The following is a 25,741-nucleotide window of genomic DNA, read 5'->3' as shown; positions in this document are numbered from 1 at the left end:
CGCCTCGGTCTTGCCAGGTCAGACGATCGAGAAGTACGTCTCGCAGGCGAAGTCGAAGTAATCAGGCCGCAGTTCCAGTTGCAGGCCCTGGTACCGGCAGTGATTGCGGATCTGCAGCATCAGATCGCGGGGGTGGCAGTTCTTCATCCGCCGCTTCGCCCGGACGTAGTGCGTCTCCAGCAGGTAGTCGATCGCCTGCGGCTGGTACGCGAAACCGAACTTGGGGCAGAAGATCCGGAACAGTTCGTGGAACTCCGCAGGCGTCGGATCGACGACTTCGATCTTGTACGGGATGCGGCGAAGGAACGCGTCGTCGACCAGGTCCCGCGGCTCCAGGTTGGTCGAGAAGACGATCATCTGGTCGAACGGCACCTGCACCTTTTTGCCGTTGGGCAGGTTCAGATAGTCGTACCGCTTTTCGAGCGGCACGATCCAGCGGTTGAGCAGCTCGTCGACGCTCATCCGCTGGCGACCGAAGTCGTCGATGACCAAGGTGCCGCAGTTGCTCTTCAGCTGCAGCGGCGCTTCGCAGATACCGGTCGCGGTGTTCTCGCTGATCTCCAGGCTGGCCATCGTCAGTTCGCCGCCCGCCACGATCGTGGGCCGCTTGATACGGACCCAGCGCTGATCGACCTGCTTGTCGTCGAGGATCGCGCCAAGCTGGTCGAGCGGCGCCTCGACATGGTTCATCGGGTCGAACAGCCGGATGATCTCGCCGTCGACGCCCAGGCTGCGCGGGATCCAGACCGTCTCGCCGAAGACGGCGGTGACGCGTTCGGCGATGACCGTCTTGCCGTTGCCGGGCGCTCCGTACAGGAACATGCCGCGACCCGAGTTCACCGCGGGACCCAGGCGATCGAACATCCGCTTGTTGATGAGCAGGTCGCCGAAGGCCTCCTTCAGATTCTCCGGCGTGGGATGCTGGTTCTCGAGGGTCTGCGCTTTGACGCTCGCGATGTAGTCTTCCAGGCTGACCGGCGCGGAACCGAAGTAGGTGCAGTGCGCCGCCAGCCGACGGGCCCGCTCCAGGCCCAGCTCCGACAGGACGCACTGAAAGTCGTTCATCATCGACGTACCCTTGTACGCGATGAGATGCCGCTGCTTGAGCAGAACGACCAAGTCGTTGATGCACGTGAAGGGAAGCCGCAACTGGCTCGACAGATCGCGGCCCGTTCCTTCGCCGCGTGCCAGCAGGTACTTCAGGATCAGGCCTTCGACTTCCGAATCGTTGAGCCCCGCCTCGCGAAGCGACTGCGGCTCCTTCGGAATGAAGCGATCGCGCGGAGCCTTCGTGGCGGCAGCGCGTTCGGGCGCGGAGGCATGCGGAAGGACGTGTACCGCCGGCCCCGTGACCATCGTCGGAACGATCGGCGGGGGCGCGATCGGCGCCGAACGGCGCACGGGCCCTTCTTCGGAGCTGCGCGTCAGGGCATTGATTCGCTCCAGCATCTCCGCCAGCTTGTCGCCCGATGCCGGAGTCGCTGAGCTCATGGCAGGGGTCGCGGTCGACGCGAACGGCGGAACGGCTGCGACGGGCGTCTGCGCGCTGCTCGCAGGAGGAGCGACCGGCCGAGCGCCGGCAGCGGGCGGAGCGGACTGAGCGGGTCGAAAGATCGACACGGCGGCGACTCGCAAGTACGCGGGAGGAGCTTTCGTCTACCGGCGTCTTTGCGCATTCTTCGCGCACCGATACGACGCCAGCGAAAGCTAGGTCGCATCTGAACAGCCGTCAAACGCGGCGCACGACTGTAGGAATCGTGCCGGTCGTGCGACGCTTCGGCCAGCTCGTAACGCTTTCGCCGGCTTCGACGAGCTTCCTACGCCTTCGCAGGTTTCTGCGTCCGGTCGGCGAAGCGCGTCGCTTGCGCCTGGATATCGACGCTGACCGTTTCGCTCCAGAGCGACAGGAACTGGTCGAACGCGGGGCCCGGCTTCCCGGTTCCGATCGGTCGCCCGTCGCAGGAGGTGCAGGGAATCAGGCAGGGGGAGGTGCTGCACAGAAGGAGTTCGTCCGCCTCGTAGATCGCTTCCGGGGCGATGTCGGCTTCTCGAAACGGGACGCCGACCTGCTCCGCCAGGTCGCGCAGCACGGCGACGCTGATCCCGGGAAGAATCTTCTCCCGCTTCGGCGACAGAAATCCCGTGTCGCGGCGATAGAGCACGACGTTCGCCGTGGTCGCCTCCGAGAGATAGCCCTCCTGGTCGAGCAGCAGCGCGCGGCTCTTCGGATCCCGACTCCGCACTTCGCGATCCGCCAGGTAGTAGTGCATTCGGCTGCGGCACTTCAATTCGGGCGGCCAGCAGTTAGCGGGGACCTGCCGCACCGTGCTGATCGCGAGGGGTTGCCCCTCCCGGTAGAGCCCCGCCAGGTTCGCGAACGGCAAGGGTCGCGTCAGCATGGCGACCATCGGTTCGGGCGGACCGCCGTACGGCTTGTGCTTCCCGGGCGTGACGAAAAGCTGCAGGTTCCAGTCGTCCGCCGGATCGAGTTCCGTTCGATTCCGATCGACCAGTTCCTGGGCGTCTTCCTGCAACCTGGCGAGCGGGACGGGCGACGCGAACCCGACGATATCGAGCGACCGCTGGAGTCTGTCGATGTGCTCGTCGACCCGGAACAGGCGTCCCGCGAACGTGCGCATCTGCTCGGCGACGGTGACCCCCTGCATGAAGCCGCCGTCATCGACGGAGATCGCCAGTTGGCTGTCCGGGACGAACTTTCCGTCGAGATACGCGAGACGCTCGGCCATTTCGTTTCTTTCAGCGACGGCGAAGTCCGCTCGGGATCGGTTCCCCGATCGACCGCGGATCGAGGAATTGTAGACGTCCGAACACGGTCGACAGTCCGGTAGGTCAGGCATTGCCTGACGACGGCAAAGGCGAACGTCGAAGCGAGTCAGTCGCCGGATCGAAGTAGCCGTCAGGCAATGCCTGACCTACGAAATGGTCGAAACAAGAACCTTCGCCCCTTTAGCTTCGCCCGTTAGCCGCGGCAGCCTTCGCTTTCGCCGCCGTGGGGGGAGGCATCCAGTCGCGACCCGCGATCGTCGGCTGGTAGTCGCGCTCGCCGGCCAGCTCCGCCATCGCCTGAACGCAGAGGACGAGCAACTCGCGAACGACCTTGCCGTCCCGCTCGCGACCGTACGCATGCGACAAGTCGATCGGCTCTCCCACGCGAATCGTGACGCGGGCGGCCATGAAGAAGGGGCTCCAGGGCGTGCCGGCGTAGGGCGCCCCTTCGATCCAGCAGGGAACGATCGGCACGCGGGCCTTCAGCGCCACGTAAATCGGGCCCGGCCGCACGGGCAGAAGCAGATCCTCCGTGCGATTGATACGTCCCTCGGGAAACATCCCCACCATACGGCCCGAGGCGGCCCGCTCGATCGCCTTTTTCGTCGCGTCGATGTCCGTCCCGCTGCGTCGCGTCGCGATCGCCCCGGCGCCGTTCAGGAACCATCCGAACGCCGGATGCCGCACGTACTCTTTCGCCACCATCCAGGAGACCTGTTCATCCGTCGCTGCCTGCAGGAAGAACGGATCGATGCTGCTGCGATGGTTGCTGATGATGACCGCGCCGTGGCCGTGGGCCGGACGGAGCCTTCGACGCGGAATGTTCGTCCGCCAGAGCAGCCGCGAAAACAGCGACGCCCCGAACGCCAGCATCGCCTGATGCGGCGTCATCCTGCCGCGCCAGAAGCGCGCCGCGACCGTCCCCAGAGCCAGGGCGATCAGGATCGCGAAGAACAGATACGCGCGAGCGTCCGGAGTCATCAAGCAGGAGGGCGAGAGTGGAATCAGGAGGCGTAGGCTGCCCCCGCGGCTGCCAGTCCCGACAGCCTGCTACGATGGCGGAGGGGAATCAGTTTATCCGAACGACGCGAACCGCGGAGATTGGCCGGTGAAGATCGGCGTCGTGAGCGACACGCATGGCAGTGTAGTTCGACTTCGCCCGGCGGCGACCATGCTCGAATCCCTGGAGGTCGACGTCGTGCTGCATTGCGGCGACGTCGGGAGCGCGGCGGTCGTGGAGGCGTTTTCCCGCTGGCCGGCCCATTTCGTCCGCGGAAACTGCGACTTCGGCCTGGAAGCGGATCTTTCGGCGGCCTGCGTCGGAAACGCGGTCTGGCAGGGAGAATTCGCCTCGCTCGAACTCGGCGGACTCCGAATCGCCCTGCTCCACGGCGACGACGAACGCCGCCAGCGAGAAGCTCTCTCGTCGGGAGAGTTCGACTTCGTCTGCGTCGGCCACACCCATGTCGCCCAAACGCGAAAGGTCGGCGAAACGACGCTGTTCAATCCCGGCGCGCTCTACCGCACGTCGTCCCCGTCGATCGGTCTGATCGACTGCGAATCCTGCACTGCGCACGTCATTCGGATCGAATAGCGGAAAGCGTCCATGACGGAGAGACGTCGCTACGCCTTCTCCAGCGTTCGGAGCGCCTTCCGGCAGATGGCCGTCGTTTCGGGGACAGGGCTTTCGCGACGCCAGCGTTCGCAGACTTCGCGCACGAAGTCAGGTCGGGACTTCGACGCGTCGTTCAGCCAGTTGCCGACGGACGAGCGAACGTACTCCGACTGGTCGGCCCGCAGCGGCTCCAGTATCTGCAGCGCCGGCGCCGGATCGCGCTTCAGCGCCTCGATGTGCTGGCACCAGACGCCGCGCGGACGCGTCAACTCGCTGGCGAACCGACGGACGTTGGCATCGGCGTGACGGGTCCGTTTCGTAAGTTCCCGAATCCCCGTCTCCAGATCCAAAATCAGGTGAGGTCGCACCGCCATCCAGGCGAACTCCCGCACGCCGAAGTGCTCGTCCGCCGCGAGCGGCTCGATCGCCTTCAACTTCTTCGGGAGTTTCTCGCCGTTGCGGTTCGCGAGCGCAAAGCAGGCGAATGAACGAATGACGTCGCTGCGATCGCGTGCGAGCGAGTCGAAGAGCGCCTGATCGAGATAGTCGAGTTCGCGCAGCGTCGCGAACGCGCCGCCGATCGCCAGAACCGCCTTCGGCATCGTCCAGTCGGGGCGCAGCAGGCGGGTCTGCTCGAACCAGGGGATCAGATCCTCGCGCTTCGCCCGCGCGACGAAGAGCTTCGCGACTATGAACGGATCGACGGCGAGGGCCTCGACCAGGTTGCTCGTCGAACGCTCTCCGCGATGGATCGCGTTGATGATTTCCTGCGAGACGTCGGCGACCTTACGCGGTCCGGGCGACTTTCGTTCTTTCAGCGGCGCCTTCGCGACGCTCGCTCGTTTCGCCTGTTTCTTCGCCATCCTGACGCTCCCGACCGGGGCGCCTGCGCGGCTGCCCGAGCTTCAGATCTCCGCCTTCGCGGGCGACGACGAGCGCACCGGCGTCGTCTTCTCCGGCGCGCGACCGTCGACGTCCTGACGTCCGACGGACCGGTACAGGAATCCTGCGGCGGCGACCGTCTGCGGATCGTAAACGTTTCGCCCGTCAAATAGAACGGGCGCCCGCATCCGGCGCTTCATCTCCTTGAAATCGGGCGAACGATAGTCGTCCCATTCGGTGCAGACGACGAGCGCGTCCGCCCCGTCGAGCGCGTCGGACTGCCGCTCGACGAAGTCGATCGTCTTGCCCAACTCCGCGAGGACGTTCGGCATGGCTTCCGGATCGTGCGCCACGACGGTCGCCCCCGCCGCGAGCAGATCGGCGATCAGGACCAGCGCCGGCGCTTCGCGGATGTCGTCCGTGCGAGGTTTGAACGCGAGTCCCCAGACCGCGATCCGTTTGCCGGACAGGTCGCCCAGCGTCTGCCGCATCTTGGCGAAGAGCGTCCGCTTCTGGGCGTCGTTGACTTCGTCGACCGCGTGCAGCATTCGCGACTCGCATCCGGCCTGCCGGGCGATGTGCGACAGCGCCTTCACGTCCTTCGGGAAGCAGCTTCCGCCGTAGCCGATGCCGGGGTAGAGGAACTGAAAGCCGATTCGCCGGTCGTGGCCGATTCCCTGGCGGACGTCGTCGACGTCGCCCCCCAGGCGCTCGCAGAGATTGGCCATCTCGTTGATGAAGCTGATCTTCGTCGCGAGAAACGCGTTGGCGACGTACTTGGCCAGTTCGGCGCTCTCCGGCGACATGACCAGCAGAGGTCGATCGTCGCGCACGAAAGGCCGGTACAGTTCGGCCAGCTTCGCTGCGGCTCGCTCGCCGACCGTGCCGATGACGACGCGATCGGGGTTCTTGAAATCCTCGACGGCCGAACCTTCGCGCAGAAATTCCGGGTTGCTGGCGACGTCGACTTCGCGACCGAAGGCCTGACGCAGGCGGTTGCGGATGGCCGAGCAGGTGCCGACGGGAACGGTGCTCTTCGTGACGAGCGTCGCGTCGTGGCGCAGATGGGGACCGATCTGGTCGACCGCGCGAAACAGGAAGGTCAGATCCGCCGACCCGTCCTGCGCCTGCGGCGTTCCGACCGCGAGAAAAACGACCTCGGCCTGCGACACGGAGCCCGCTAGGTCGGTCGTGAACGCCAGACGCCCCGCCTGCTGATTGTGGACGAGAATGTCCGACAGGCCGGGCTCGTAGATGACCGTTTCGCCCCGCTCGAGCCGGGCGATCTTGGCGGCGTCGACGTCGATGCAGGCGACTTCATTGCCGGCGTCGGCGAAGCAAACGCCAGAGACGAGGCCCACGTAACCCGTTCCCACTACCGCGATCTTCATCGCCACGCTCCGGAGACGCCGATTCGACGGAGAAGCGTAGCTTACCCGCGGCGCACGCGTCTCGATCGATTTCGCACCCAACACGACCGGCGCCGTCCGCACGACCCGACCTGCAGGGCTGGCGCCCTAGCCTGCCACGAAGCGCGTACCGGGTGCCATGCCCACGTCGCGAAGCAGCGTGGGCATGTTGTGTTCGGCCGGCCCTTTACATGCCCACCCTTCCTTCGGAGATGTGGGCATGGCACACATTCCGGACATCGAGCGATGGACAGACAAAGACGTCAGTCGCCGAACAGGCCGCGATAGTTCTCGGGCGAGTAGAGGCGGAATTCCACGTCGCGCAGGAATTCCAGCGGTCCGGCACGACGCAGGGCCTCGATCGCCGAGGCGATCTGCGCCTGCGAACGGTACTCCAGAACGCTGTTCAGCTTCGTCTCGAACGCGGCGTCGTTCCCGCGGATGCGAATCTGCGGTAGCTCGACGAAGTCGCAGTAAACGGCAAGTTCCGTCACCCGCGGCACGCGTTCGATCGGCTCGCCCAGTTCGGGCCAGATCGACCCGCCCGCGTGGAAGATGCTGATCATCAGCTCGCTGTGCGTGATGCGATGATCGGGATGCAGGTCCGTCGATGTCGGCACGATCACCCGGGTCGGGCGAACCTTCCGCAGCCAGTAGGTCAGCGAATTCTGAATTCCCGTGTAGCCCGCGATCTCCGGCTCGCCTTCGCGAGCGGGCTTGCGACCCTGCGAGCCGAAGGCGTCGCCGTCGCGATAGCCGAGGAACGTCACCGCCGACCGCGGCACGCCGAGCATCTCGAACGACCGGTAGGTTTCTTCCTTGCGGATCTCGACGATGCGGCCCTGGTCTTCCGGTCGGCAGTAGCCGAGGCGCCCGTCCGTGACGACTACGATCTGACTGTCCACTCCGGCTTGAGCCGCCGCCTGCAGGAACAGGCCGCCCCCCATGCAGAGATCGTCGTCGTGCGGAGCGACCCAGAGCCACTTCGCCCCTTGCAGCGGCGACTCGCCGAGCGCCTCTTCCAGGGATCCGGCGGGCGTGACCGCATCGTCGCGGCGGCACGTGAATTCGAAGGAAGCAGTCATCGGCAGGAAGGGTTTTCGGGCAGCGGGTTCGTAGGGTGGGTCATTGACCCACCGTTTCTCGGATTCCTCGATTCGCACACGGTGGGTCGATGACCCACCCTACAGGATCGTAACGCTCTCGCACATTCACTCCGCTCGAGCCGTCCAGCGACAGAGCCGGGCGAAGAACTCCGCGTAGAGCGATCCGACTTCGACCGCGGCGGCGCCGGGCGCCTGCGCCGCGACGCGATCGTCGCCCCAGTCGACCCAGGGACCGATCCAGTGGGGCGCGACGTCGGTCGCCAGACACGCGACGCGACCTTCGCTCCCCTGCGAATCGCGGACGATCAGCAGCGGTTCGGTCATCCGACGTCGTAGAGCCCGATCGCCGTACATGCCGATCACCACGTCGTACAGCGTCGCCTGCAGGACGACCGTCGCGTCCGGATTCGCTTCGAGGCGATTGTAGCCGCCGACGAGAGGCGGTCGGGCGAACCAGGGGAGACCGTCGACGATCGGATGACTCTGCGCCGGTTCCGCCAGGCAGGGCCCGTCGACATGCACCCGATCGTCTCGACCGAGCATCTTGACCGGCAGCAGCTCGGCCAGGATCGTCTTCTCCCAGTCGCCGCCGACGCCGGAGTACGACTCCCACCCGCCGATCGTCAGCAGACCGGTCCCGCGACGAACCGCCGCGGCGAGCGCCTGCTGGGCAGCGTTCGAAAGCAGGCGTCCCGGATAATCGCTGACGATGATCAGATCGACCGGTCCGGCGAAGGCTTCCTGGGCGACGGACGCCTTGCTCGAAACGTGCTCGACCGCGAAGCCTTCGCGATGCAACAGGCCGGCCAGATACGACGCGGCCATGCCGAGATCGTCGTCGCCGAGATAAACCGCTCGCGAGGGCATGGAAGCCTTAGGGGCTGTTGGTTATGCTGCCGCCTTTCGTGCGGAATCGCGTCCTTCCGACGCGTCCGACGAAGCGTTTCGGACCTCCCATCCGAGCGTGCGACCCTTGAACTTCTTCAAGGGCGGCCTGCGACAGAGCTTGGAATCGCGACGGTCCGTCGTCAAGACGCCCCGCCGCGAACGATCCGCTACCAGGAACTCGCGACATGGCGAAAGGGAACGTGCTCGTCGGCCAATCGGGCGGACCGACGGCAGTCATCAACGCGTCGCTGATGGGAATCGTCGACGCCGCGAGCGCGTCGAAGTCGATCGGCGAAGTCCTCGGCATGCGATTCGGCATCGAGGGCGTTCTCGAAGAGCGCCTCGTCGATCTGAAGCATCAGACCGCCGCGACGAAGAAGGCGCTCCGCACGACCCCCAGCAGCGCGCTAGGCAGCAGCCGGCTCAAGCTGACCGACGAACGGTTCGAGCCGATCCTGAAGACGCTGAAGAAGTTCGACATCCGTTACTTCTTCATGATCGGCGGCAACGACACGATGGACACGATCCGTCGCGTCGTGGAATACGCCCGGGAAAACGGCCACGACATGGTCGGCGTCGGCGTCTGCAAGACGGTCGACAACGATCTTCCCGGCACCGATCACACGCCCGGCTTCCCGAGCGCGGCCCGCTACGCGGCGATGTCCGTCCTGCAGGGCGGCCTGCTCGCGCGGGACATGCAGCGGGTCGACAAGTTCACGATCTTTCAGACGGTCGGTCGAAGCGCCGGCTGGCTCCCTGCCGCGACCGCCTGCGCGAAGCGGGAAGAGGCCGACGCGCCGCACGTGATCCTGCTGCCCGAGCGACCGTTCGATCGCGCGGCATTTCTGTCCGCGGTCGCGAACGCCGAGAAGAAATACGGCTTCGCCTCGATCGTCTGCGGCGAAGGCATCGTCGACGCGGAGGGACGCCCCGTCAGCGCGTCGGAAACCCGCGATAAGTTCAACAACGTCGAGTTCGGCGCCATGGGGGGGACCAGCGCCGCGATGATGCTCCACCGCATGATCTCCGACGAGTTCGGCTGGCGGGGCGAGTTCCAGGTGACCGAGTCGCTGCTCATGGCGGCGGGCGATCGTGCGACGAAGCTCGATTTCGACGAGGCCTACGGCTGCGGCAAGGAGGCGGTGCGGCTGGCCGAAGCGGGCAAGTCGGGCGTGATGGTGACCATCGAACGCCTCTCGAAGCCGGGCGAACCTTACCAGAGCGGCTTCGGCTCGACGCCGCTGGCGAAGGTGGCCCTGCACGAGCGCCCCATGCCCGGCAAGTTCATCGCGAAGAACGGCATGGGCGTCACGAAGGCCTTCCTTGACTACGCGGCCCCTCTGGTCGGCGAGCTGCCGAGCTACGGTTCGCTCGATCTGAAGTTCGCGAAGCCCGCGCCGACGAAGACGGCGAAAGCGTAAACGCAAGCCCGCCGACAGCATCAGGAGAAGACGTCGCCATGCGACCTGACGATTCCCGCGAGTCCGCCTTCGCCCTCGTCCGCGAAATGTGCGAGACGCCCGACGTCGTTCGTCGGTTCGACGTCGACCAGATCGACGAGGCGACGCTGTCGGAAATCCGGGACGCGGATTCGCTCCTGCTGACAGGCGAAGGCTCGAGCCGCATCTTCCCGGCCAAGAGCGCCATCGCGCAGGCCCGCCGGGAAGGCTATCCCCTCTCGATCTTCACCGAAGCCGCCCGGCAGTCTCAGGAATACCCGCTCGACCGCGCGGCGGTCGTCGGCGTCTCGAACTCGGGCAAGACCGCCGAGGCGATCGGCCTGTTCAAGAAGCTGCGTGCTGCCGGCCACGCGAAGACCTACTCCCTCACCGCGTCGGCCAACTCGCCGCTGGAAGCGGAGGCCAGGCGAGGCTGGGTTCTGAGGTGCGGCAAGGAAGACGCCGTCGCCGCGACCAAGAGCGTCGTGGAGCAGGCGCTCTTTGAGCGGGCGCTGGTCGAGGGACTCGCGAACGATCGCAAGCTGGCCGCTTCACGCGACTCGCTGGCGTCGGCGATCGACGCGGCTTTGCGGACCGACATCCCGGCGGAAATCGTCGACAAGCTGGCGGGGGCGACGACCATCTTCTGGGCCGGTCGCAACGACGGCGCCGCGGAAGAGCTGACGCTCAAGACGAACGAGATCGCCCGGAAGCCGTCCGACTGGCTCGAAGGAACCTACGCCGTCCACGGGATCGAAGAGGCGATGCGTGCGACCGACGTGATCGTCTGGGTGCGACCCTATCCGGACTCGATCGAGAAGTTCCGGAAGACGCTCGTCGAAGGGGTCGGCGCCACGATCGTCGCCATCAGCTCCGAACCGACGCCCTTCCCGACGATCCGCGTGCCCGACGCCGGACGCTATTCCGACTTCGTCGAACTCTGCGCCGGGTGGAACCTGCTCGTCGCGACGGGCCTCGCCCTCGGCATCGACCTCGACAAGCCCGAGCGGGCCCGCAAGGTCGGTTACGAGTATTCCGCGACGCCGCAAAGCTGAGTGAGCGTCCGTTCCGCTGAGCGGGGGACGGAGACTGACGAAAGCGCCCCGTTACGGCGTGCTTCGCCTACAGCGCGCTCAGCTTCGGATGGGCGAGAGCCGTGCGCAGCATGTCGACCCCGGGCGGCTTGACGAGGTGCTCGTCGAAACCGGCTTCCAGCGCCATCTGACGATCTTCGGGAGCCCCGTAGCCGGTCAACGCGATCAGCAGCGTCTCCTGGGTCGCCGCGATCCGTCGCAGTCGCCGGGCGACCTCGTACCCGTCCATGCGGGGCAGCCCGATGTCCAGCAGAATCAGGTCGGGGCGATAAGCCTCCGCGGCGGAAAGCGCCGACTCGCCGTCATGCGCGGTAACCACGTCGAACGTCCCCAGCTTCCCCAGCAGTCGCACCAGCAGCTTCGCCGCCGGGACGTTGTCGTCCACCACCAGGATGCGGCAGCAGGCGGACTCGGGCGCCGGCTCGGCCTCGGCGGTCGACGGCTTCGACGCCCGCTTCAGCAGCGGAAGCCGCACGGTGAACTCGCTCCCCTGGCCCGGTCCGGCGCTCTGCACCGAGACCGTCCCGCCATGCATTTCGACAAGGTTCTTGACGATCGTCAGGCCGAGGCCGAGGCCCCCCTGCGCCCGATCGATGGTCCGCGTCGATTGCGTGAAGAGCTCGAAAACCCGGGGCTGCAACTCGGGGTCGATGCCGATCCCGTCGTCCTTGACCCTCGCGAGGACTTCGTCCCCTTCGACGGTCGCGGAAACGTGGATCCGCCCCCCCTGCTTGCCGTACTTGCTGGCGTTGTTGAGCAGGTTGCTGAAGACTTGCGTCAGTCGAACGGGGTCGGCGTCGAGCACGGGCGAAGGCTCGGGCAGCGCCACGCGGACCTCCTGGTTTGCCCTGGCCGCGAGCGGGCGAACGGTATCGACCGCCCGACGGACCACGTCGATCAGTTCGATCTCGATCCGTTTCAGTTCGACCCGTCCGCGCACGATGCGCGAAACATCGAGCAGGTCGTCGACCAGCCGCACGAGATGCTCGACCTGCCCGGTCATCAGCTCGACCACGTCGCGGTCGGTCCCGGAAAGCGCCAGCAGTTCGAGCCCGCTCCGAATGGGCGCCAGCGGATTACGCAGTTCGTGGCCCAGCATGGCCAGGAATTCGTCCTTGCGGCGGGCGGTCTGGGCGACCTCCTCGTATAGGCGGACGTTCTCCACCGCGACCGCGGCTCGCCGGGCGAGATCCTGCGCGACGGAGAGGTCGGTCGCGTCGAACAGCCGCTTCGGGTCCGAACTGGCGAACGTCAGCACGCCGAGCACCCGGTCCCGAACCTTCAGCGGCACGGCGATGAACGAGGTGAGGCCCAGGTCGCGAACGATCTGCAGCTTGACCGGGTCGTCGATCGTCGCGACGAGAAGTTCGTCGGTAATCTCCGAGTAGATCGTCGAATCGCCCGTCCGCGCGACGTGCCAGGCGCCGCCGGTATCGTTGGGGCTGGGCGGGTACCGGCGGTGAATCTCCCGCGCGAGCTCGACCTTCGACGGATCGACGTGAGCGACCTCCAGCCGCCGCATCGCGTCCCCCTCGACCAGGTCGACGGCGCACCAGTCGGCGAAGTCGGGCACCGCCAGGTGGGCGACCTTGGCGAGGATCCGCTCCCCGTCGTCGAACGCGGCCAAGGCGGCGCTCGCGTCGGCGAGGAAGCGGCTGGTGCGCTCCGCCCGGCGGAGGGCTTCGTCCGCCTGCACGCGATCGGTGGTATCGGTGCAGACGCCGGCGATGCCGATCGGTCGCCCCTGATCGTCGTACCGCGGCACGCCCGTGCCGACGAGCCAGCCGTACGTTCCGTCCAGGCGTCGGACGCGGAACTCCGTTTCGTAGGGCTCGCCCGTGCGCAGCGACGTTTCGATGCGAGTCTGCGCGGTCGCGAGATCTTCCGGGTGAATCAGTTTCGCGAACGACTCGAACGTGCCGTCGAAGGTCCCCGGCTCCAGCCCGTGGAGACGCTCCTGGTTCTCGGACCACTCCACGCGTCCGGTCCGCATGTCCCAGTCGAACGTCCCCAGCTTTCCCGCTTCGAGCGCGAGCCGCAGCCGCTCTTCGCGATCGCGCAGCTCCGAAGCGGTCTTCGCGACTCTCAGAGCCGCGGCGGAGAATTCGGCGAGCGCCGTCATCAGCCGCAGGTCTTCGGCGTCGAAACGTTTGGCGTCGTCATGCAGCACGACCCAGACGGTCCCGACGAACTCCCCCTCGCATTCGAAGGGAATGACCAGCGCCTCGACGGTGCCCGGCGCGAAGGCTGCCAGCGACGGAAGCGCCCGGACCGGATGCGAATAAAGCTGCGGCGTTCCCTGATCCAGGCAGAGCCCGCAGGGCCAGCCGTCGCGCGAGTAGACGGCGCCCGAATACTTTGCGTACTCGCCCGCGGCGGCGGCGACGCGCAGTCGCGATTCCCCTTCCGGGGAGCGTTCCAGCAGGCTGACGCCTGCGGAGCCGGCGTCGCACAGCCGGAGCGCGGCCTCGGTCAGGTTCTGCAGCACGATCTGCGGATCGGCGGCCATCTGGCGGGCGAGCGCGTGCAGCGTCTGCGCCTCCGCGGCGTAGTCCGCCTGACGCGCGGACCGTCGCGACAACTGATCCGTGATCACGACGTCGGCAAGCGGAACGACCGGCGCCGGCGCGTCCGCGGGGAGCCGAAGCGTATCTTCCGTCATGGAAACGATCGGACGAGGAGGAGACGGCGTCTCGGAGGGAGACGGCCCCGTAGTCCATCTTTGCGGCGGACGGTCGGCAGGGCGGTGGCGAGAAAAATCTCAGAAGACGTCGTCTGCGGTGCGCACGACCATTCTTGGCGACTCGTCGAAAAACGCAACCATGTTAAGAACGTTCGCACGCCGATTGCTGGACTTCGGATCAGGCGGCCCGACGCAAAATCGCTTGTCATGTCGATCATCGACGCGTAGAAAGAAACGAAGCGAGGCTTTTCTGCTTCTCTTCGCGAACGCGGCTCGGCCAGGGCGATCGGGCAACACGACGATCGGGCCTGTTGATTGAGCAAGGCGACTTCCGATGGCTGACCGGCGGAAAACCAAAGACGACGTGACGCCGGAGAGCAAGTTGCAAAGCGAACTCAAGAAGCGCGGACCGTTCGATTCGCTCGAACAGGAGGCCGCGCTCAACCTGCTGCGGACGGGCGACCGGCTGCACAACGCGATGGGCCGCTTCCTCCGCGAGTACGGACTCACCACGTCGCAGTACAACATCCTCCGCATCCTTCGCGGGGAGGGGCGTCCGCTCCCTTCGCTGGAGATCGCGTCGCGGATGATCCAGGTCGTGCCCGCCATCACGGGACTCGTCGACCGGCTGGAGACTGCCGGCCTCGTCGTCCGGCGGCGGTGTCATGAAGACCGGCGGGTCGTCTACGTCGAGCTCGCCCCCAAGGCGGTCGAACTGCTCGACCAGATCGACGAGCCCCTCCGCATGGCCCATCGTCGACTGCTCAAGGACTTTTCGAAGGGCGAGCTGACCGAGCTGATCCGCCTGCTGGAGAAGTCCCGCGCTGCCATCGACCGCTACGAAGAATCGACCGACTCGGCCAGCGGTTCCGACGGCGACGGACGCGGACGGCGGTAGCTCCTGTCGATTTCTTCGCAGGGCGGGCCGAGGCCCACCCTGCGACATCGATCTGCTCTCGCTCCTTCGGGTGGCACTCAACGCCGTGCGTCAGATGCGTAGGCGGAGCGGCTTTAGTCGCGTGGCCAGTTGAAGTTGTCTCGCGCTGGGCGGCTGGATTCCAGGCGGCTGAGGTGGACGGTGACGTTTCTTTCGCGGGTAGGGTCGCGTCGCTTTCGGGCGCAGCCGGACGTACCGGTCCTTCTTGCAGTCGGCGAAGACGCCCGCGCAGCTTCGGCGATCGCGACAGGCTCTTCGAGGCGGAGCGGCCTTGTGCTTCCTCGGCGGCGAGCCTGCCCGAAACGTGCGTCGCACGACCTGCATCGCCGCGGCGTAAGAGACTTCCGCGGGATCGTCGCCGGCAGCGGACAGATCGCGGGCCGCCATCAGCCCCAGCAGCCAGACCCCCAGCACGCACCACGTCAGTTCCAGTTCGCATCGCGACGGCGTGCGGCTGCGCAGCGTGCGACGCTCGAGCGTCTGCTTCGTCGTGCGATAGAAGACCTCCACGCCCCAGCGCCGGTCGTAGAACGCTTCGGCCTCGGCGTCCGACACCCGGTCGTCGTCCGGCACGCTCGTCACGAGATAAATCGGAAGCTTGCCCGGCTTCCGAACGACGATCAGACGCAACTCGATCGGCGGCAGGCCGGCGTCCTGCTTGTCGGCAGGCCAGAGATAGACCGTGCGACCGGGAACGTCGCCCGGATAACGTAGGCCGTCGATCAGTCGCACGTTGCCGCCGACCCGCATCAGGAAATGGCGTCCCTTCGCCAGCAGCGCGGCGCAGAGGTCGTAGCCGACGAAGCCGGCGTCGGCGACGACGAGCGCATCGCCGGGGAGTTCGTCGACCATGTCGAGCAGATGCGTCCGTTCGCCCGCCGTCCCCGGTCCCGTGCGAAACGCCCAGGGAAGTCCCAGCCGCAGATGATAAAGAACCGTCAGCGACATCTGCGGCATGCCGTCGGGCTTTCCGACGTCGCCCAGCGCCCGCTGGTTGGCCGGCGTGCGAGGACAGGCGAGTCGACTGCCGTCGACCGCGAAAGGCTCCCAGCGTTTCTGCCGACGACCGGCTCGCGAAGCGCCTGCTTCGTCCGAAATCCCGAGCATGACCTCGCGCAAGCGGGCGACGACGCGAGGCACGAGACGCTCCCTTTCACGAGCCAGGGCGTCCATCCAGGCGTTGTACGAGTTCGCCTTTCGCCAGGCGGGACGGATCGTGCGCAGAAACGTTTCGACGACGCGAAAGCGCTCGACCGCTTCCTTCGGCTCGGCCCAGGCCATGAACAGGCCCGACCAGACCAGACGATGCGGCGTCCAGACCGAGCCGCCATGGACGATCAGGGACGAAAAAGCCGCACAGGCAGGACCTCGCGCATCGCCGCGGCCAGTCGCTCGGGATACGATGCAATCATGTTGGGGCCTCTCGATCGGATCGGAACTTTAAGCGGAACCGATGATGACCGGAGGCCCCAACTCTTCCTAGAGCAATGCCTTACCGACCCGCCCCGAGCCCTCTTCCGCACGGCGTTGAGTGGCACTGGCTCTGCCAGTGCTGTCCCTGGTCAAGGCTCGCCATCCTGGACGGCTCTCCTCTCGCTTCGACACCGGCATAGCCAGCGCCGCCCGAGAAGAGCCGAGCCTATCGCCCATCCTCCCCCCGCCGTTGCGGCAGCGGGGGGGCGGCGACTATTCTGTCCCCTCCGTCGCGACGCGGCGTCTCTTCTCCCTCCCTGGCATCCTGCTGATGGTCGGTCTCGATCACGGTCCCGCTTCGTCGGGCAAACAGGACTCGCCCGAGATCGCCGCGCGGAACGCGCGCATCGGCCTCGTGCTGTTCTTCGTCTACGTGGCGCTCTATGCAGGCTTCGTCGCCTGCGCCGTCGCCGGGACGCTCAGCATGCCGATCGGCGGCACGAACCTGGCCGTGTGGTACGGGTTCGGCCTGATCGGGGCGGCCTTCGTGATGGCGCTGGTCTACGGCGTCCTCTGCCGGTCGCGCTCGACCGACCGGACGGAGGACGCGAAGTGATCTTCGACGTCAACGTTCAGGCCGGGCTCGTCTTCGCCGTGATCGTCGCCTTCACCGTCGGCCTGAGCTTTTATCTCGGACGCCAGGCACGCAGCGCCAGCGGCTTCTTCGCCGCGGGGGGCGGCATCCCCTGGTTCGTCAACGGCGTCGCCTTCGCGGGCGACTATCTCTCCGCGGCGTCGTTCCTCGGCATCTGCGGAATGATCGCCTTCTACGGGTACGACGGGTTCCTCTACTCGATCGGCTATCTTGCCGGCTGGGTCGTCGCCCTGTTCGTCATCGCCGAGCCGCTCAAGCGCCTGGGGCGTTACACCTTCGCCGACGCGCTCGACAGCAAGTTCCAGTCGAGCGGCATCAAGTTCGCCGCCGCGATCAGCGCCCTCGCGGTCAGCCTGTTCTATCTGATCCCGCAGATGGTCGGCGCCGGCGTGCTGATGCAGCCGCTGTTCAACCTGCCCCACTGGGTCGGGGTGGTGACCGTCGGAACGATCGTGATCTTCATCGTCGTGACCGCCGGCATGGTGAGCACGACCTACGTGCAGTTCATCAAGGGCGGCCTGCTGGTCATCTTCAGCGCGCTCCTCGTCGTGCTGATCCTGATGCGGGGGCTCAGCTCTTCCGATCCGGCTGCTGACTCGCCCCTCGTCGGTCCGGTCGCGGAAGGCGACGTCAGCGTTCCGGAGGGATACCGACGACTGGCCGACGATCCCGCCTGGGAGAACGCGAAGCAGAAGTACGAACGGTTTATGGAACTCGCGACGGGTCGCATCCTGACGACCATTCGCGTCGACGACTGGCGCGACGACGCTTCCGCCGCAGGTTCGCCGTCCGCGTACCGGCTGCTCTGCAAGACGGTCACCACCACGCCGCAGGGCGAAAAGATCTACGGCGGCGCCGCGCCGCCGGACGCCGACGGATCGGGCGGCCTGCATCCCGTCGGGCGCGCCTTCTCCGTTCCCAGCGACGCCGAGTCGGCGCAGGGCCCCCTCGGCTACCTCGGCGCGGTCGCCGACAGCACGTTCGAACTCTGGCGGAAGGAACCCCTCCCGATCGTGGAGCGGAACGGCGACAGCACGGTCGTCTACTATCCTCAGCCGACGTCGGGCGAGCAGGTCCTCACGCCGGGGAACTACTTCAGCGGCATGCGCAGCGCCAATCCCTGGGATCGGCTGAACTTCGTCTCGCTGATGCTGGCGCTCTTCTGCGGAACGGCGTCGCTGCCGCACATCCTGATCCGGTATTACACCGTCAAGGACGAATCGGCCGCCCGGAAGAGCACGATCGTCGGCATCGGCTCGATCGGGCTGTTCTACGTGCTGACGCTGTACATGGGCTTGGGGGCGATGACCAGCGGCGCGATCGACGTGACCGACAGCAACATGGCCGCGCCGCTGCTGGCCAAGAGCTTCAGCCCCTGGCTCTTCGCGGCGATCAGCGCCATCGCCTTCACCACGGTCCTCGGCACGGTCAGCGGCCTGATCATCGCCGCCAGCGGCGCCGTGGTGCACGACCTCGTCGGCAGCGTGGCGAAGATCGAAATGTCCGATCACGGCAAGGTTCGCGTGGCGAAGTTCGCCTCGGTCGTCGTCGGCGCGATCGCGATCGTGCTGGGCATCCTGTTCCAGAAGATGAACGTGACGTACCTGGTCGGCTGGGCGTTCAGCGTCGCGGCCTCGGCCAACCTGCCGGCGCTGATCATGCTCCTCTTCTGGAAGCGGACCACGAAGCAGGGGATCACGGCCGCCATCCTGGTCGGCATGGTCAGCTCGCTCGCCTGGATCCTGCTCGCCGGCGATACGTACAAGGACGTCTACGGCCTGAAGCCGGAGGACTCCATCATCCCCTTCAGCCAGCCCGGCATCGTCACGATTCCGCTGGGCTTCCTGACGCTGATCGTCGTGAGCCTGCTCACGCCGAAGCCCCAGCCGCTGGAAGCGAAGCCGGCGAAGGCGTGAGGTCGGTGCGTCAATCTTTATCGTTCATCACCAGCCAGTTGGCCGCGAACATCGCGCCGAACGCGACAAGCGGCCAGAAGGGGAGGAACTGCCTCACGGCCAGATCCGGGAACGCTTCGATCTCCAGGATCTCCGCTCCGATGCTGGCGAAGATGAGCGCCGCCGGCTGCGTGACGAACAGGGCCAGCACGATCGCCCCGAGCGCCGCGCTCCGCCAGCCCTTCGGCACGAAGATCGTCGCCGAGACGCAGGCCACCATCAGCGCGCAGGTCGGTAGCACGAGCAGCCAGAGATCGAGCAGCGCGAACGGCAGAAAGCAGAACGCCAGGATCGTCAGCGCGGTCGTCAGGAACGCGCCGTAGATGTCCCGTCGCGTCAGGGCGTGATACCCGTACCGGTCGAAAAACAGGGTCATGTTCATCAGCGGCCGCGCGAGCCAGGTCGAGAAGGCGAACACCGCCAGCAGCGTCGTCAGCGGCGTCGCGATCAGGCCCAGGATCGGAATCGTGTCGCCCATCGATCGCAGGACCCGCCCGAGCGCCAGGTACCCGATCAGAAACGCCCACTGGTACGTCGCGGTGAACCGCGACATGAAGTCGTAGTACTTGTAGATGATGCGGTAGAGGAAGTTCCGGTTCCGCATCGCTTCGGCGATGCCCGCGCGGGCGGCGTCGTCGCTGGGGTCCAGACGCAGCGCCTCGCGGAAGTTCTCCAGCGCTTCCTGCGGCTGACCTCGCGTCAGGGCGACCCACCCGCGATGGGTGTAGGTCCCCGCGTTCTCGGGATCGAGCCGCAGCGACTTCTCCAGCACAGCGTCCGCCTCGGCCGATCGACCCAGCCGGTCGAGCGCGTGCGACTTCAGGTTCAGCGCCTGCTCGTTCTCGGGATCGAGCTCCGTCGCCAGCGTGGCCGATTCCAGCGCCTCCTTCCAGCGCTTCTGCGCGGCGAACGCGGCGCCCTGGATATAGCGGTGGCCCGCATCCTCCGGATCGCGTTCGATCGCTTCCTGAATCGAGGCCAGCGCATCGGCAGGGCGATTTTTCGCCAGCAGCCCGAGCGCGAGCGCGGCGAACGGTCCGGCGTCTTCGGGATCGAGCTCGATCGCCCGCTTGGCCGATTCGATCGCTTCGTCGGGCTTGTCCGCCTGTCGCAGCACGTGCGAGCGCAACTGCCACAGCGACGCGTCGTCGGGCCGGGACGCCAGGAGATTCTGAATCTCCGCCAGCCCTTCCTCCAGGCGTCCGCGTTCGAGATAGAACTGGATCGAAGCGTATTCGCGGTCCATGAAGCCGATGATGCGAAGGTATGAAAAGTCGTAAGGAGCGAACGCTTCAGTTCAGCGGCGGTGACGCCGGTCGAAACGATTCGCGATCCGCGGCGACGGCGCCGAATCGACGGCCGAACGAGCGACCGTTCGGAGGATTCGCGGCAGCTTCGTCGGACGCTCGTTACAGGATGCTGCTCGAATCGTCGTTTTCGTCGTCCTTCTTGACGAACGCGATCATGAGGAGGCTGAAGAAGGAGAGCATGACCGTCGGCTTCCATACGAGCGCCAGAATCAGGAAGCCGGCGAGGGCGATGGGCGGCACCCCGAGCCGCACCACCGACAGCACGACCATCGGCTGAATCAGGAAGAGAACCGAGGTCGCCGCGACGATCGCCAGCTTCGCGCGGGCCTTGAAATGGTGCGTCTGCGAGGCGAGCGTCGCGAGCAGCATCGTGGCGCTTCCGAACTCGACGAAGAGACTTGATACGAAGCCGCCGAAGTATCCCAAGAGGGCTGCGACGAACAGAAACGTCGTGAAGGCCGCGGCGATCAGCGAGGCGCGCGAGACGAGAGCCCTGCCCTGCGGATCGAACGCCAGATGCAGCTCGGTGAACTGCCGCAGGTAAGAAAGGCCGAACGCCAGGGCAAGCGCGATCGGTCCGTAGAACCCGTTCGTCGTGGCGACGTGCGGCAGATAGGGCTCGATTTTGGGGACCATGACCAGCGCTGCGAAAGGCGCGAGGATCAGCATGGCCTGTCCCGACCACCCGCGATCGACCACCCAGGTAACGATGCGGGCCAGCAGGCGATAGAACGGACTGCGACCGCGCAGGGCGGACTTCATGCCCGAGCGGGCCGAAGCGTCCGTGGGATCGAGTCGCAGGGCCTCGTGAAAGGCGACGGCCGCGGCGTCGAAGTCGTTCGCCCAGAACGCTTGCCAGCCACGGGTTTCGTACAGGCTGGCGTCGTCGGGCGCTTCGCGCAGCGCCTCGTCGAGTTGCCGCCGGGCTTCGTCCCGACGTCCCAGCTTGTCGAGGATCTGGGCGCGAAGCTCCATCGCCCCCTCGTCTTCGGGGTCGAGCTCGATCGCCCGGTCGATCGCGTCCAGCGCCGGGACCCACTCCTTCTTCTCGGCGAGCACTCGGGCCATCAGGCGATGCGCGCTCGAAGTGTAGGGCGCCACGCGCAGCGCCTCCTTCGCGGCGCCTTCGGCCTCGCCGAGCTTCCCCGCCCGCAGTGCGGACATGGCGTACATCAGCAGCGCCAGAAACGACTCCGGATCGGCGCCGACGGCGTCGCGCATCGACTTTCGCGATTCTTCCTCCCGCCCCGCTCGCGAAAGGGCGAGCCCGAGCAGCGCCTTCGCGTCGGCGGAGTCGGGTTCCGCGGCGATCATCCGCTCCGCTTCGACGACGGCCAGATCGAACCGCTCGCGCTCGAAGTAGAAGTCGAACGCAGCGCGTGGATCTCGGACCGTTGGAGCCGGTTCCGCGGACTCGGAAGAAGTCATGGGGCTAACCGAAGAAAGGCTATCGCTTCAAGTGGGCCAGGATGTCGTCGTACAGGCCGGACTGGTTCGCGTAGAGGGCGAAGTTCTTCGCGGTCGCGAACCAGTCGGCGCTCGTCGGCTTGACGACCTTCGCGGCCGCCTTCAAGTCGGCCGTGGTCAGCGGGGAGGGGATGCCCGTCTTCAGCGCCTGCTTCAGTTTGCCTTCGATCGCCCGGTCGATCAGCGATTGCAGGTCGGCGCCGGAGAAGTTCTCCGTCAGCTTCGCGATATGGACGAAGTCGACGTCGGCGAGCGGCTTCCCCTTGCAGTGAATCCGCAGGATGGCCTCCCGCGCCGGCGCGTCGGGCGGAGGAATGAAGATCACCCGGTCGAACCGCCCCGGTCGCAGGAACGCGCTGTCCATGTGCCAGGGAGAGTTCGTCGCCGCCAGGACCAGCATCCCGTCGTTGTTACGCTCGATGCCGTCGAGTTCCGACAGGAACTGGTTGATCAGGAACCGGGCGCCCGACTGTTTCAGATCGGATCGCTTGCCGCCGAGCGCGTCGACCTCGTCGATGAACAGGACGCAGGGCTGATTCCGGCGGGCCTTCTCGAACAGTTCGTGCAGGTTCCGTTCGCTCGACCCGATCCACATGTCGAGGATGTCGTTGATCCCGATCGACAGGAACGCCGCGGAGATTTCCCCCGCCGTCGCGCGTGCGAGATGCGTTTTCCCGCACCCGGGCGGACCGTACAGCAGCACGCCGCCGCCGGTCTTCTTGCCGTACGCGGCGTAGACCTGAGGGTTCTTCAGCGGATAGACGATCTTCAGGCGGATCTCTTCCTTTACGTCCTCCATGCCGCCGACGTCGTCGAAGCCGGTCCGCGGACGCTCGACTTCGCCCAGTTCGCTCCCTTCCTGACCTTCCCAGCCGGCTCGCATCTTCCCTTCGAAGACTTCGCTCTCGGCAGGCGCCTCCGGGGTCGTCGACACGCCGAGCCGCTCGCCCAGCTCTTCGTCGGCCAGTTCGGGCTTCTCCTCGATCGCGGCCTTGTACTGCGCGACGGCGTTCTCGATCTCCCCCCGTTCGAGCATCAGCCGGGCGATCAGGACACGGGCCTCGGGCAACGCCTGCGGCGCCCTCACGAGTTCTTCGAGCAGGACGAGCGCCTCGTTCCGTTTGCCCTGCCGATGAAAGGCCCGCGAGAGGCCCAGCTTGATCGGGGCCGCGGCGGGGGAGAGCGCCAGGGCCTTGCGATAGGCGGCCTCCGCTTCGTCCGCCCTGCCGCTCGCGAGGCACAGATCCCCGAGCGACTTCCACAGCGGGGCGCTCTCGGGCGAAGAGGCGATCGCCTCCCTGAGCGATTGAATCGGATCGAGCATGGGGCTACTGAAGAAGCGGACAGCAGGGCACGGACCGGCCCATTGTGTCTGCCGCTTCCCCTCGCGGCAACGGCGAACCGTTCCGCGAAAGCTCGCGAGCGCACCTTTCGGTTCGCGAGCAGCCTGAAGGCTCGCCGAACGGATAAGGGAATCGTCGGCGAGTGGGTGGCGCTGGTTGTCTCAACCAGCGTCCGCGCAGCGGATCGGAGGCCTCAATGGCGCGTCGGAATCCTCGCTGCCGAGTTCAGTCTAAGCGTGTTCTCGAAGTTGGCCGGCGAGCTTGCGCCGAATTCGCTCCGAGGCCTCCGACGGGCTGCGCCCGCGCCGGTTGAGACAACCGGCGCCACCCTGGAGCGGTCGCCGACCGCAATCTGCAAGGTGTACGCAAGTACGAGCAATCTAGGCCACCCGTCACGCCTCGCCCGGCGTCGCAGCCTCCGAACGTCGATCGACCTTCTGGTCGCCGGCTGGCGAAGCTGTCGGCTGCTTGTCGTGCAGGTGAAGCTGCAGCGCGGCGAGCAGGCGCTCGATGCTGAGCGGCTTGGGGAGGAGATCGTCGGCGCCGAGACGTTTGACCTCGTCGATTCGCGCGTCGCGGACGTCGCCCGAGACGACGAGGACGCACTTCAAGCGCGCGGGCCGGTCGGCCCGGATCAGCTTCAGAATCTCCGTCCCGTCGACGTCGGGCAGCATCAGGTCGAGTACGATCGCGTCGTGAGTTCCTTCGCCGATCAGCCGCATCCCTTCGCGGCCCAGGCGGGCTTCGCGCACCGCGGCGCCTTGCGCGGCGAGAAGCTGCGAGACGGTCCTGCGCGTGACGTCGTGATCTTCGATCAGCAGCACGTTGCGTCCGACGAGCGTCGCGGCGATACGCCCCTCGCCCTGGTCGCCGGCGCGGCAGCTTTCCGGATCGGAGACGATCATCTCCGAGGGGAGGTGGATCGCGAACGTGGAGCCGCAGCCGGCGAGGCTGGTGACCGAGATGCTGCACCCCAGACCGTCGGCCAGGCGCTTGCAGATGGCCAGGCCCAGGCCGGTCCCTTTCGTGCGGTCGCGTTCGGGATTCCGTAGTTGAAAGAATTCGTCGAAGACCCGCGCCAGGTTCTCCGACGGAATGCCGCAGCCCGTGTCGATCACCCGGACGTCGATGCCGTCGTTGGGGTTCTTTTCGCAGACGATGACGACTTCGCCGACGCTGGTGAACTTGATGGCGTTCCCGACGAGATTGCCGACGATCCGGGCCAGTTTCAGGCGGTCGGTCTTGAGCCAGACGTCCTCGATCTCGCAGCGCTGTCGCAGGTCGATGCCCTTCGCCTTCGCGGCCGGCGAGGCGACGCGGGCCTCCGATTCCAGCAGCGCCGCGAGCGAGAATTCGCTGCTCTCGACGTCGAAGCGACCGGTATCGAACCGCGTCAGATCGAGCACGTCGCTGACCAGTTCGACCAGCGACTTGGCGTTGCTCTTCAGGTCGGCGGCCATCTGCTTGATCTCGGCGACGTCCTGCGCCTCCTGCGAGGTCAGCTCGATCAGGTCGGCCAGCAGCGAGATCGCGTTCGTCGGCGTGCGGACGTCGTGCGAGACCGCGGCCAGGAAGCGGGTCTTCTGCTGCGACGCTTCCTCCGCGTCGCGACGCCGGACGTCGAGCTCCTTCTGCGACTGCAGGGCCTGCATCGCGAGCGCGGTCTGCGCGGCGAGCCACTCCACGACGCGGAAATGCTCTTCGCTCCACTCCCGCGGCTGATGGCTGTAGACCTCCAGCGTGGCGACGGGGCGTCCCTCGAGCCAGATCGGCGTGCCGATCGCCGAGCGGAAGGGTCGTCCGGCCGAAGGCTGCGGCAGTTCCAGATCGGGGCGGACCGAGACGTCGTGCAGCGCCGCCGTCTGGCCGCTCTCGGCGACGAGCGTCGAGAACGACCGACCGTACTCGACCGTACGCTGCACGGCGCCGGTGATTCCGAATCCGACGTGACCCCGGACCGAGAGAAAGCCCTTGTCCTCGCGCAGCACGGCGGCTGCCTGCGCGGCGTCGCCGATCACCTGCACCGCCGCCTGGCAGACGGCGTCCATCACGGCCCGCTCGTCGAGGTCGTTCCGCATCCACCGTGCCGACTCCAGCAGGGTCTGCATCCCCTTCTCGCGGCGGGCCAGTTCCTGGTTCAGGTCATTGACCTCGGCGGCCTGCTGCTCGGTCTCTTCGGCCTGCTGGCGGAGCTCTTCCGACTGCTGTTCGAGTTCTTCAGCCTGCGTTTGCAGTTCCTCGTTCTGGCTGAGAATTTCCTCCTCCCGCGCGGCCAGTTCTTCGTTCGCCGCCGTGAGTTCGGAGTTCGTCGCGTCGAGATGCCGGTTCGACTCGGCGAGTTCGGTCGACTTGACTTCGAGGCGCTTGCGCACGACCAGCAGGAAGTGGATCGCGAGCGCGGCGACCCAGATGTTGCCGATCTGCATCGCGAACGTCACGGCCTCGTAGAACGTGTCGGCGCCGAACGGGACGAGCCAGAACGCCTTCAGCGACGCGATGAACGTGAAGGCGCCGCTCATCGCGTAGAGCGACCTCACGTCCCGCGTCCAGAGCACGATCATCAGCGGCAGCGCATAGGTCAGCGCGACCACCTTCGACGGAAAGATGTACAGGCGCAGCGCCGCCATCAGGACGATCGCCAGGATCGCCACGCCCCAGATCAGCCAGGGGGGCGGCGACTTGATCCAGGATGCCGGTGCGTTCATGGGCAGGTCGTCCGAAGACGGGGTTCATTCGTCCGTCTGCCGGGGGTCATGCG

Annotated in this window: 19 protein-coding genes; 6 read left to right on the top strand and 13 right to left on the bottom strand. The window is 66.5% G+C overall.

Annotation, left to right across the window (positions count from 1 at the left end; all coding sequences use genetic code 11):
* Positions 1-18: 18 nt before the first annotated feature.
* The 3 genes from SH602x_RS10790 to SH602x_RS10780 all read right to left on the bottom strand — a co-directional run bounded on the left by SH602x_RS10790 (position 19) and on the right by SH602x_RS10780 (position 3,768).
* Positions 19-1,491, bottom strand: a complete 1,473-nt coding sequence (locus tag SH602x_RS10790) for an ATP-binding protein (protein ID WP_479476798.1) — start codon at positions 1,489-1,491, stop codon at positions 19-21.
* Positions 1,492-1,817: 326 nt separating this feature from the next.
* Positions 1,818-2,747, bottom strand: coding sequence for an aminotransferase class IV (locus SH602x_RS10785; RefSeq protein WP_479476797.1), 930 nt, complete (start codon positions 2,745-2,747; stop codon positions 1,818-1,820).
* Between the two features lie 220 nt (positions 2,748-2,967).
* Complete coding sequence (locus tag SH602x_RS10780; RefSeq protein ID WP_479476796.1) at positions 2,968-3,768, bottom strand: lysophospholipid acyltransferase family protein; 801 nt, start codon at positions 3,766-3,768, stop codon at positions 2,968-2,970.
* Between the two features lie 127 nt (positions 3,769-3,895).
* On the opposite strand from SH602x_RS10780, the gene SH602x_RS10775 reads away from it, so the two are divergent.
* Entirely contained in the window at positions 3,896-4,381 is a 486-nt protein-coding gene (locus SH602x_RS10775; protein ID WP_479476795.1) for a metallophosphoesterase family protein, read from the top strand.
* 29 nt (positions 4,382-4,410) lie between these two features.
* On the opposite strand, the gene SH602x_RS10770 is transcribed toward SH602x_RS10775, so the two are convergent.
* From SH602x_RS10770 to SH602x_RS10755, 4 genes are all read right to left on the bottom strand, one after another.
* Complete coding sequence (locus SH602x_RS10770; RefSeq protein WP_479476794.1) at positions 4,411-5,265, bottom strand: DNA alkylation repair protein; 855 nt, start codon at positions 5,263-5,265, stop codon at positions 4,411-4,413.
* 42 nt (positions 5,266-5,307) lie between these two features.
* Positions 5,308-6,675: a UDP-glucose dehydrogenase family protein gene (locus SH602x_RS10765; protein ID WP_479476793.1), complete on the bottom strand. Its 1,368-nt coding sequence runs from the start codon at positions 6,673-6,675 to the stop codon at positions 5,308-5,310.
* 281 nt (positions 6,676-6,956) lie between these two features.
* The gene (locus SH602x_RS10760) at positions 6,957-7,778 is read right to left on the bottom strand and encodes a PIG-L deacetylase family protein (RefSeq protein WP_479476792.1); all 822 of its coding nucleotides are present in this window, start codon (positions 7,776-7,778) and stop codon (positions 6,957-6,959) included.
* Positions 7,779-7,904: 126 nt separating this feature from the next.
* Complete coding sequence (locus SH602x_RS10755; RefSeq protein WP_479476791.1) at positions 7,905-8,666, bottom strand: glutamine amidotransferase; 762 nt, start codon at positions 8,664-8,666, stop codon at positions 7,905-7,907.
* Between the two features lie 206 nt (positions 8,667-8,872).
* On the opposite strand from SH602x_RS10755, the gene SH602x_RS10750 reads away from it, so the two are divergent.
* Entirely contained in the window at positions 8,873-10,108 is a 1,236-nt protein-coding gene (locus SH602x_RS10750) for a diphosphate--fructose-6-phosphate 1-phosphotransferase (RefSeq protein ID WP_479476790.1), read from the top strand.
* 38 nt (positions 10,109-10,146) lie between these two features.
* A complete protein-coding gene (locus SH602x_RS10745; protein ID WP_479476789.1) occupies positions 10,147-11,181 on the top strand; it encodes an SIS domain-containing protein in 1,035 nt (344 codons plus the stop codon).
* 67 nt (positions 11,182-11,248) lie between these two features.
* Here the strand turns inward: SH602x_RS10745 and SH602x_RS10740 are convergent, their stop codons facing one another.
* A complete protein-coding gene (locus tag SH602x_RS10740; RefSeq protein ID WP_479476788.1) occupies positions 11,249-13,882 on the bottom strand; it encodes a hybrid sensor histidine kinase/response regulator in 2,634 nt (877 codons plus the stop codon).
* Between the two features lie 355 nt (positions 13,883-14,237).
* Between SH602x_RS10740 and SH602x_RS10735 the strand changes: the two genes are divergently transcribed.
* The gene (locus SH602x_RS10735; protein ID WP_479476787.1) at positions 14,238-14,801 is read left to right on the top strand and encodes a MarR family winged helix-turn-helix transcriptional regulator; all 564 of its coding nucleotides are present in this window, start codon (positions 14,238-14,240) and stop codon (positions 14,799-14,801) included.
* Positions 14,802-14,891: 90 nt separating this feature from the next.
* On the opposite strand, the gene SH602x_RS10730 is transcribed toward SH602x_RS10735, so the two are convergent.
* Complete coding sequence (locus tag SH602x_RS10730) at positions 14,892-16,121, bottom strand: IS4 family transposase (protein WP_479476357.1); 1,230 nt, start codon at positions 16,119-16,121, stop codon at positions 14,892-14,894.
* Positions 16,122-16,584: 463 nt separating this feature from the next.
* On the opposite strand from SH602x_RS10730, the gene SH602x_RS10725 reads away from it, so the two are divergent.
* Both SH602x_RS10725 and SH602x_RS10720 read left to right on the top strand, forming a co-directional pair.
* Positions 16,585-16,869, top strand: coding sequence for a DUF485 domain-containing protein (locus SH602x_RS10725; protein ID WP_479476786.1), 285 nt, complete (start codon positions 16,585-16,587; stop codon positions 16,867-16,869).
* Positions 16,866-18,824: a sodium/solute symporter gene (locus SH602x_RS10720; protein WP_479476785.1), complete on the top strand. Its 1,959-nt coding sequence runs from the start codon at positions 16,866-16,868 to the stop codon at positions 18,822-18,824. Before SH602x_RS10725 ends, SH602x_RS10720 begins: the two co-directional genes overlap by 4 nt.
* Positions 18,825-18,834: 10 nt before the next feature.
* Here SH602x_RS10720 and SH602x_RS10715 read toward each other — a convergent pair whose 3' ends face one another.
* From SH602x_RS10715 to SH602x_RS10700, 4 genes are all read right to left on the bottom strand, one after another.
* Positions 18,835-20,109: a tetratricopeptide repeat protein gene (locus SH602x_RS10715; protein ID WP_479476784.1), complete on the bottom strand. Its 1,275-nt coding sequence runs from the start codon at positions 20,107-20,109 to the stop codon at positions 18,835-18,837.
* Between the two features lie 163 nt (positions 20,110-20,272).
* A complete protein-coding gene (locus SH602x_RS10710; protein ID WP_479476783.1) occupies positions 20,273-21,601 on the bottom strand; it encodes a tetratricopeptide repeat protein in 1,329 nt (442 codons plus the stop codon).
* 19 nt (positions 21,602-21,620) lie between these two features.
* Positions 21,621-22,964, bottom strand: a complete 1,344-nt coding sequence (locus SH602x_RS10705; RefSeq protein ID WP_479476782.1) for an ATP-binding protein — start codon at positions 22,962-22,964, stop codon at positions 21,621-21,623.
* 411 nt (positions 22,965-23,375) lie between these two features.
* Positions 23,376-25,688 carry an ATP-binding response regulator gene (locus SH602x_RS10700; protein ID WP_479476781.1) on the bottom strand — a complete coding sequence of 771 codons (2,313 nt, stop codon included), beginning with the start codon at positions 25,686-25,688 and terminating at the stop codon, positions 23,376-23,378.
* Positions 25,689-25,741: the final 53 nt, after the last annotated feature.

The organism is Lignipirellula cremea, assembly GCF_056501455.1.
The sequence above is the reverse complement of the archived record's forward strand: the minus strand, read 5'-3'. Positions and strand labels throughout refer to the sequence as shown.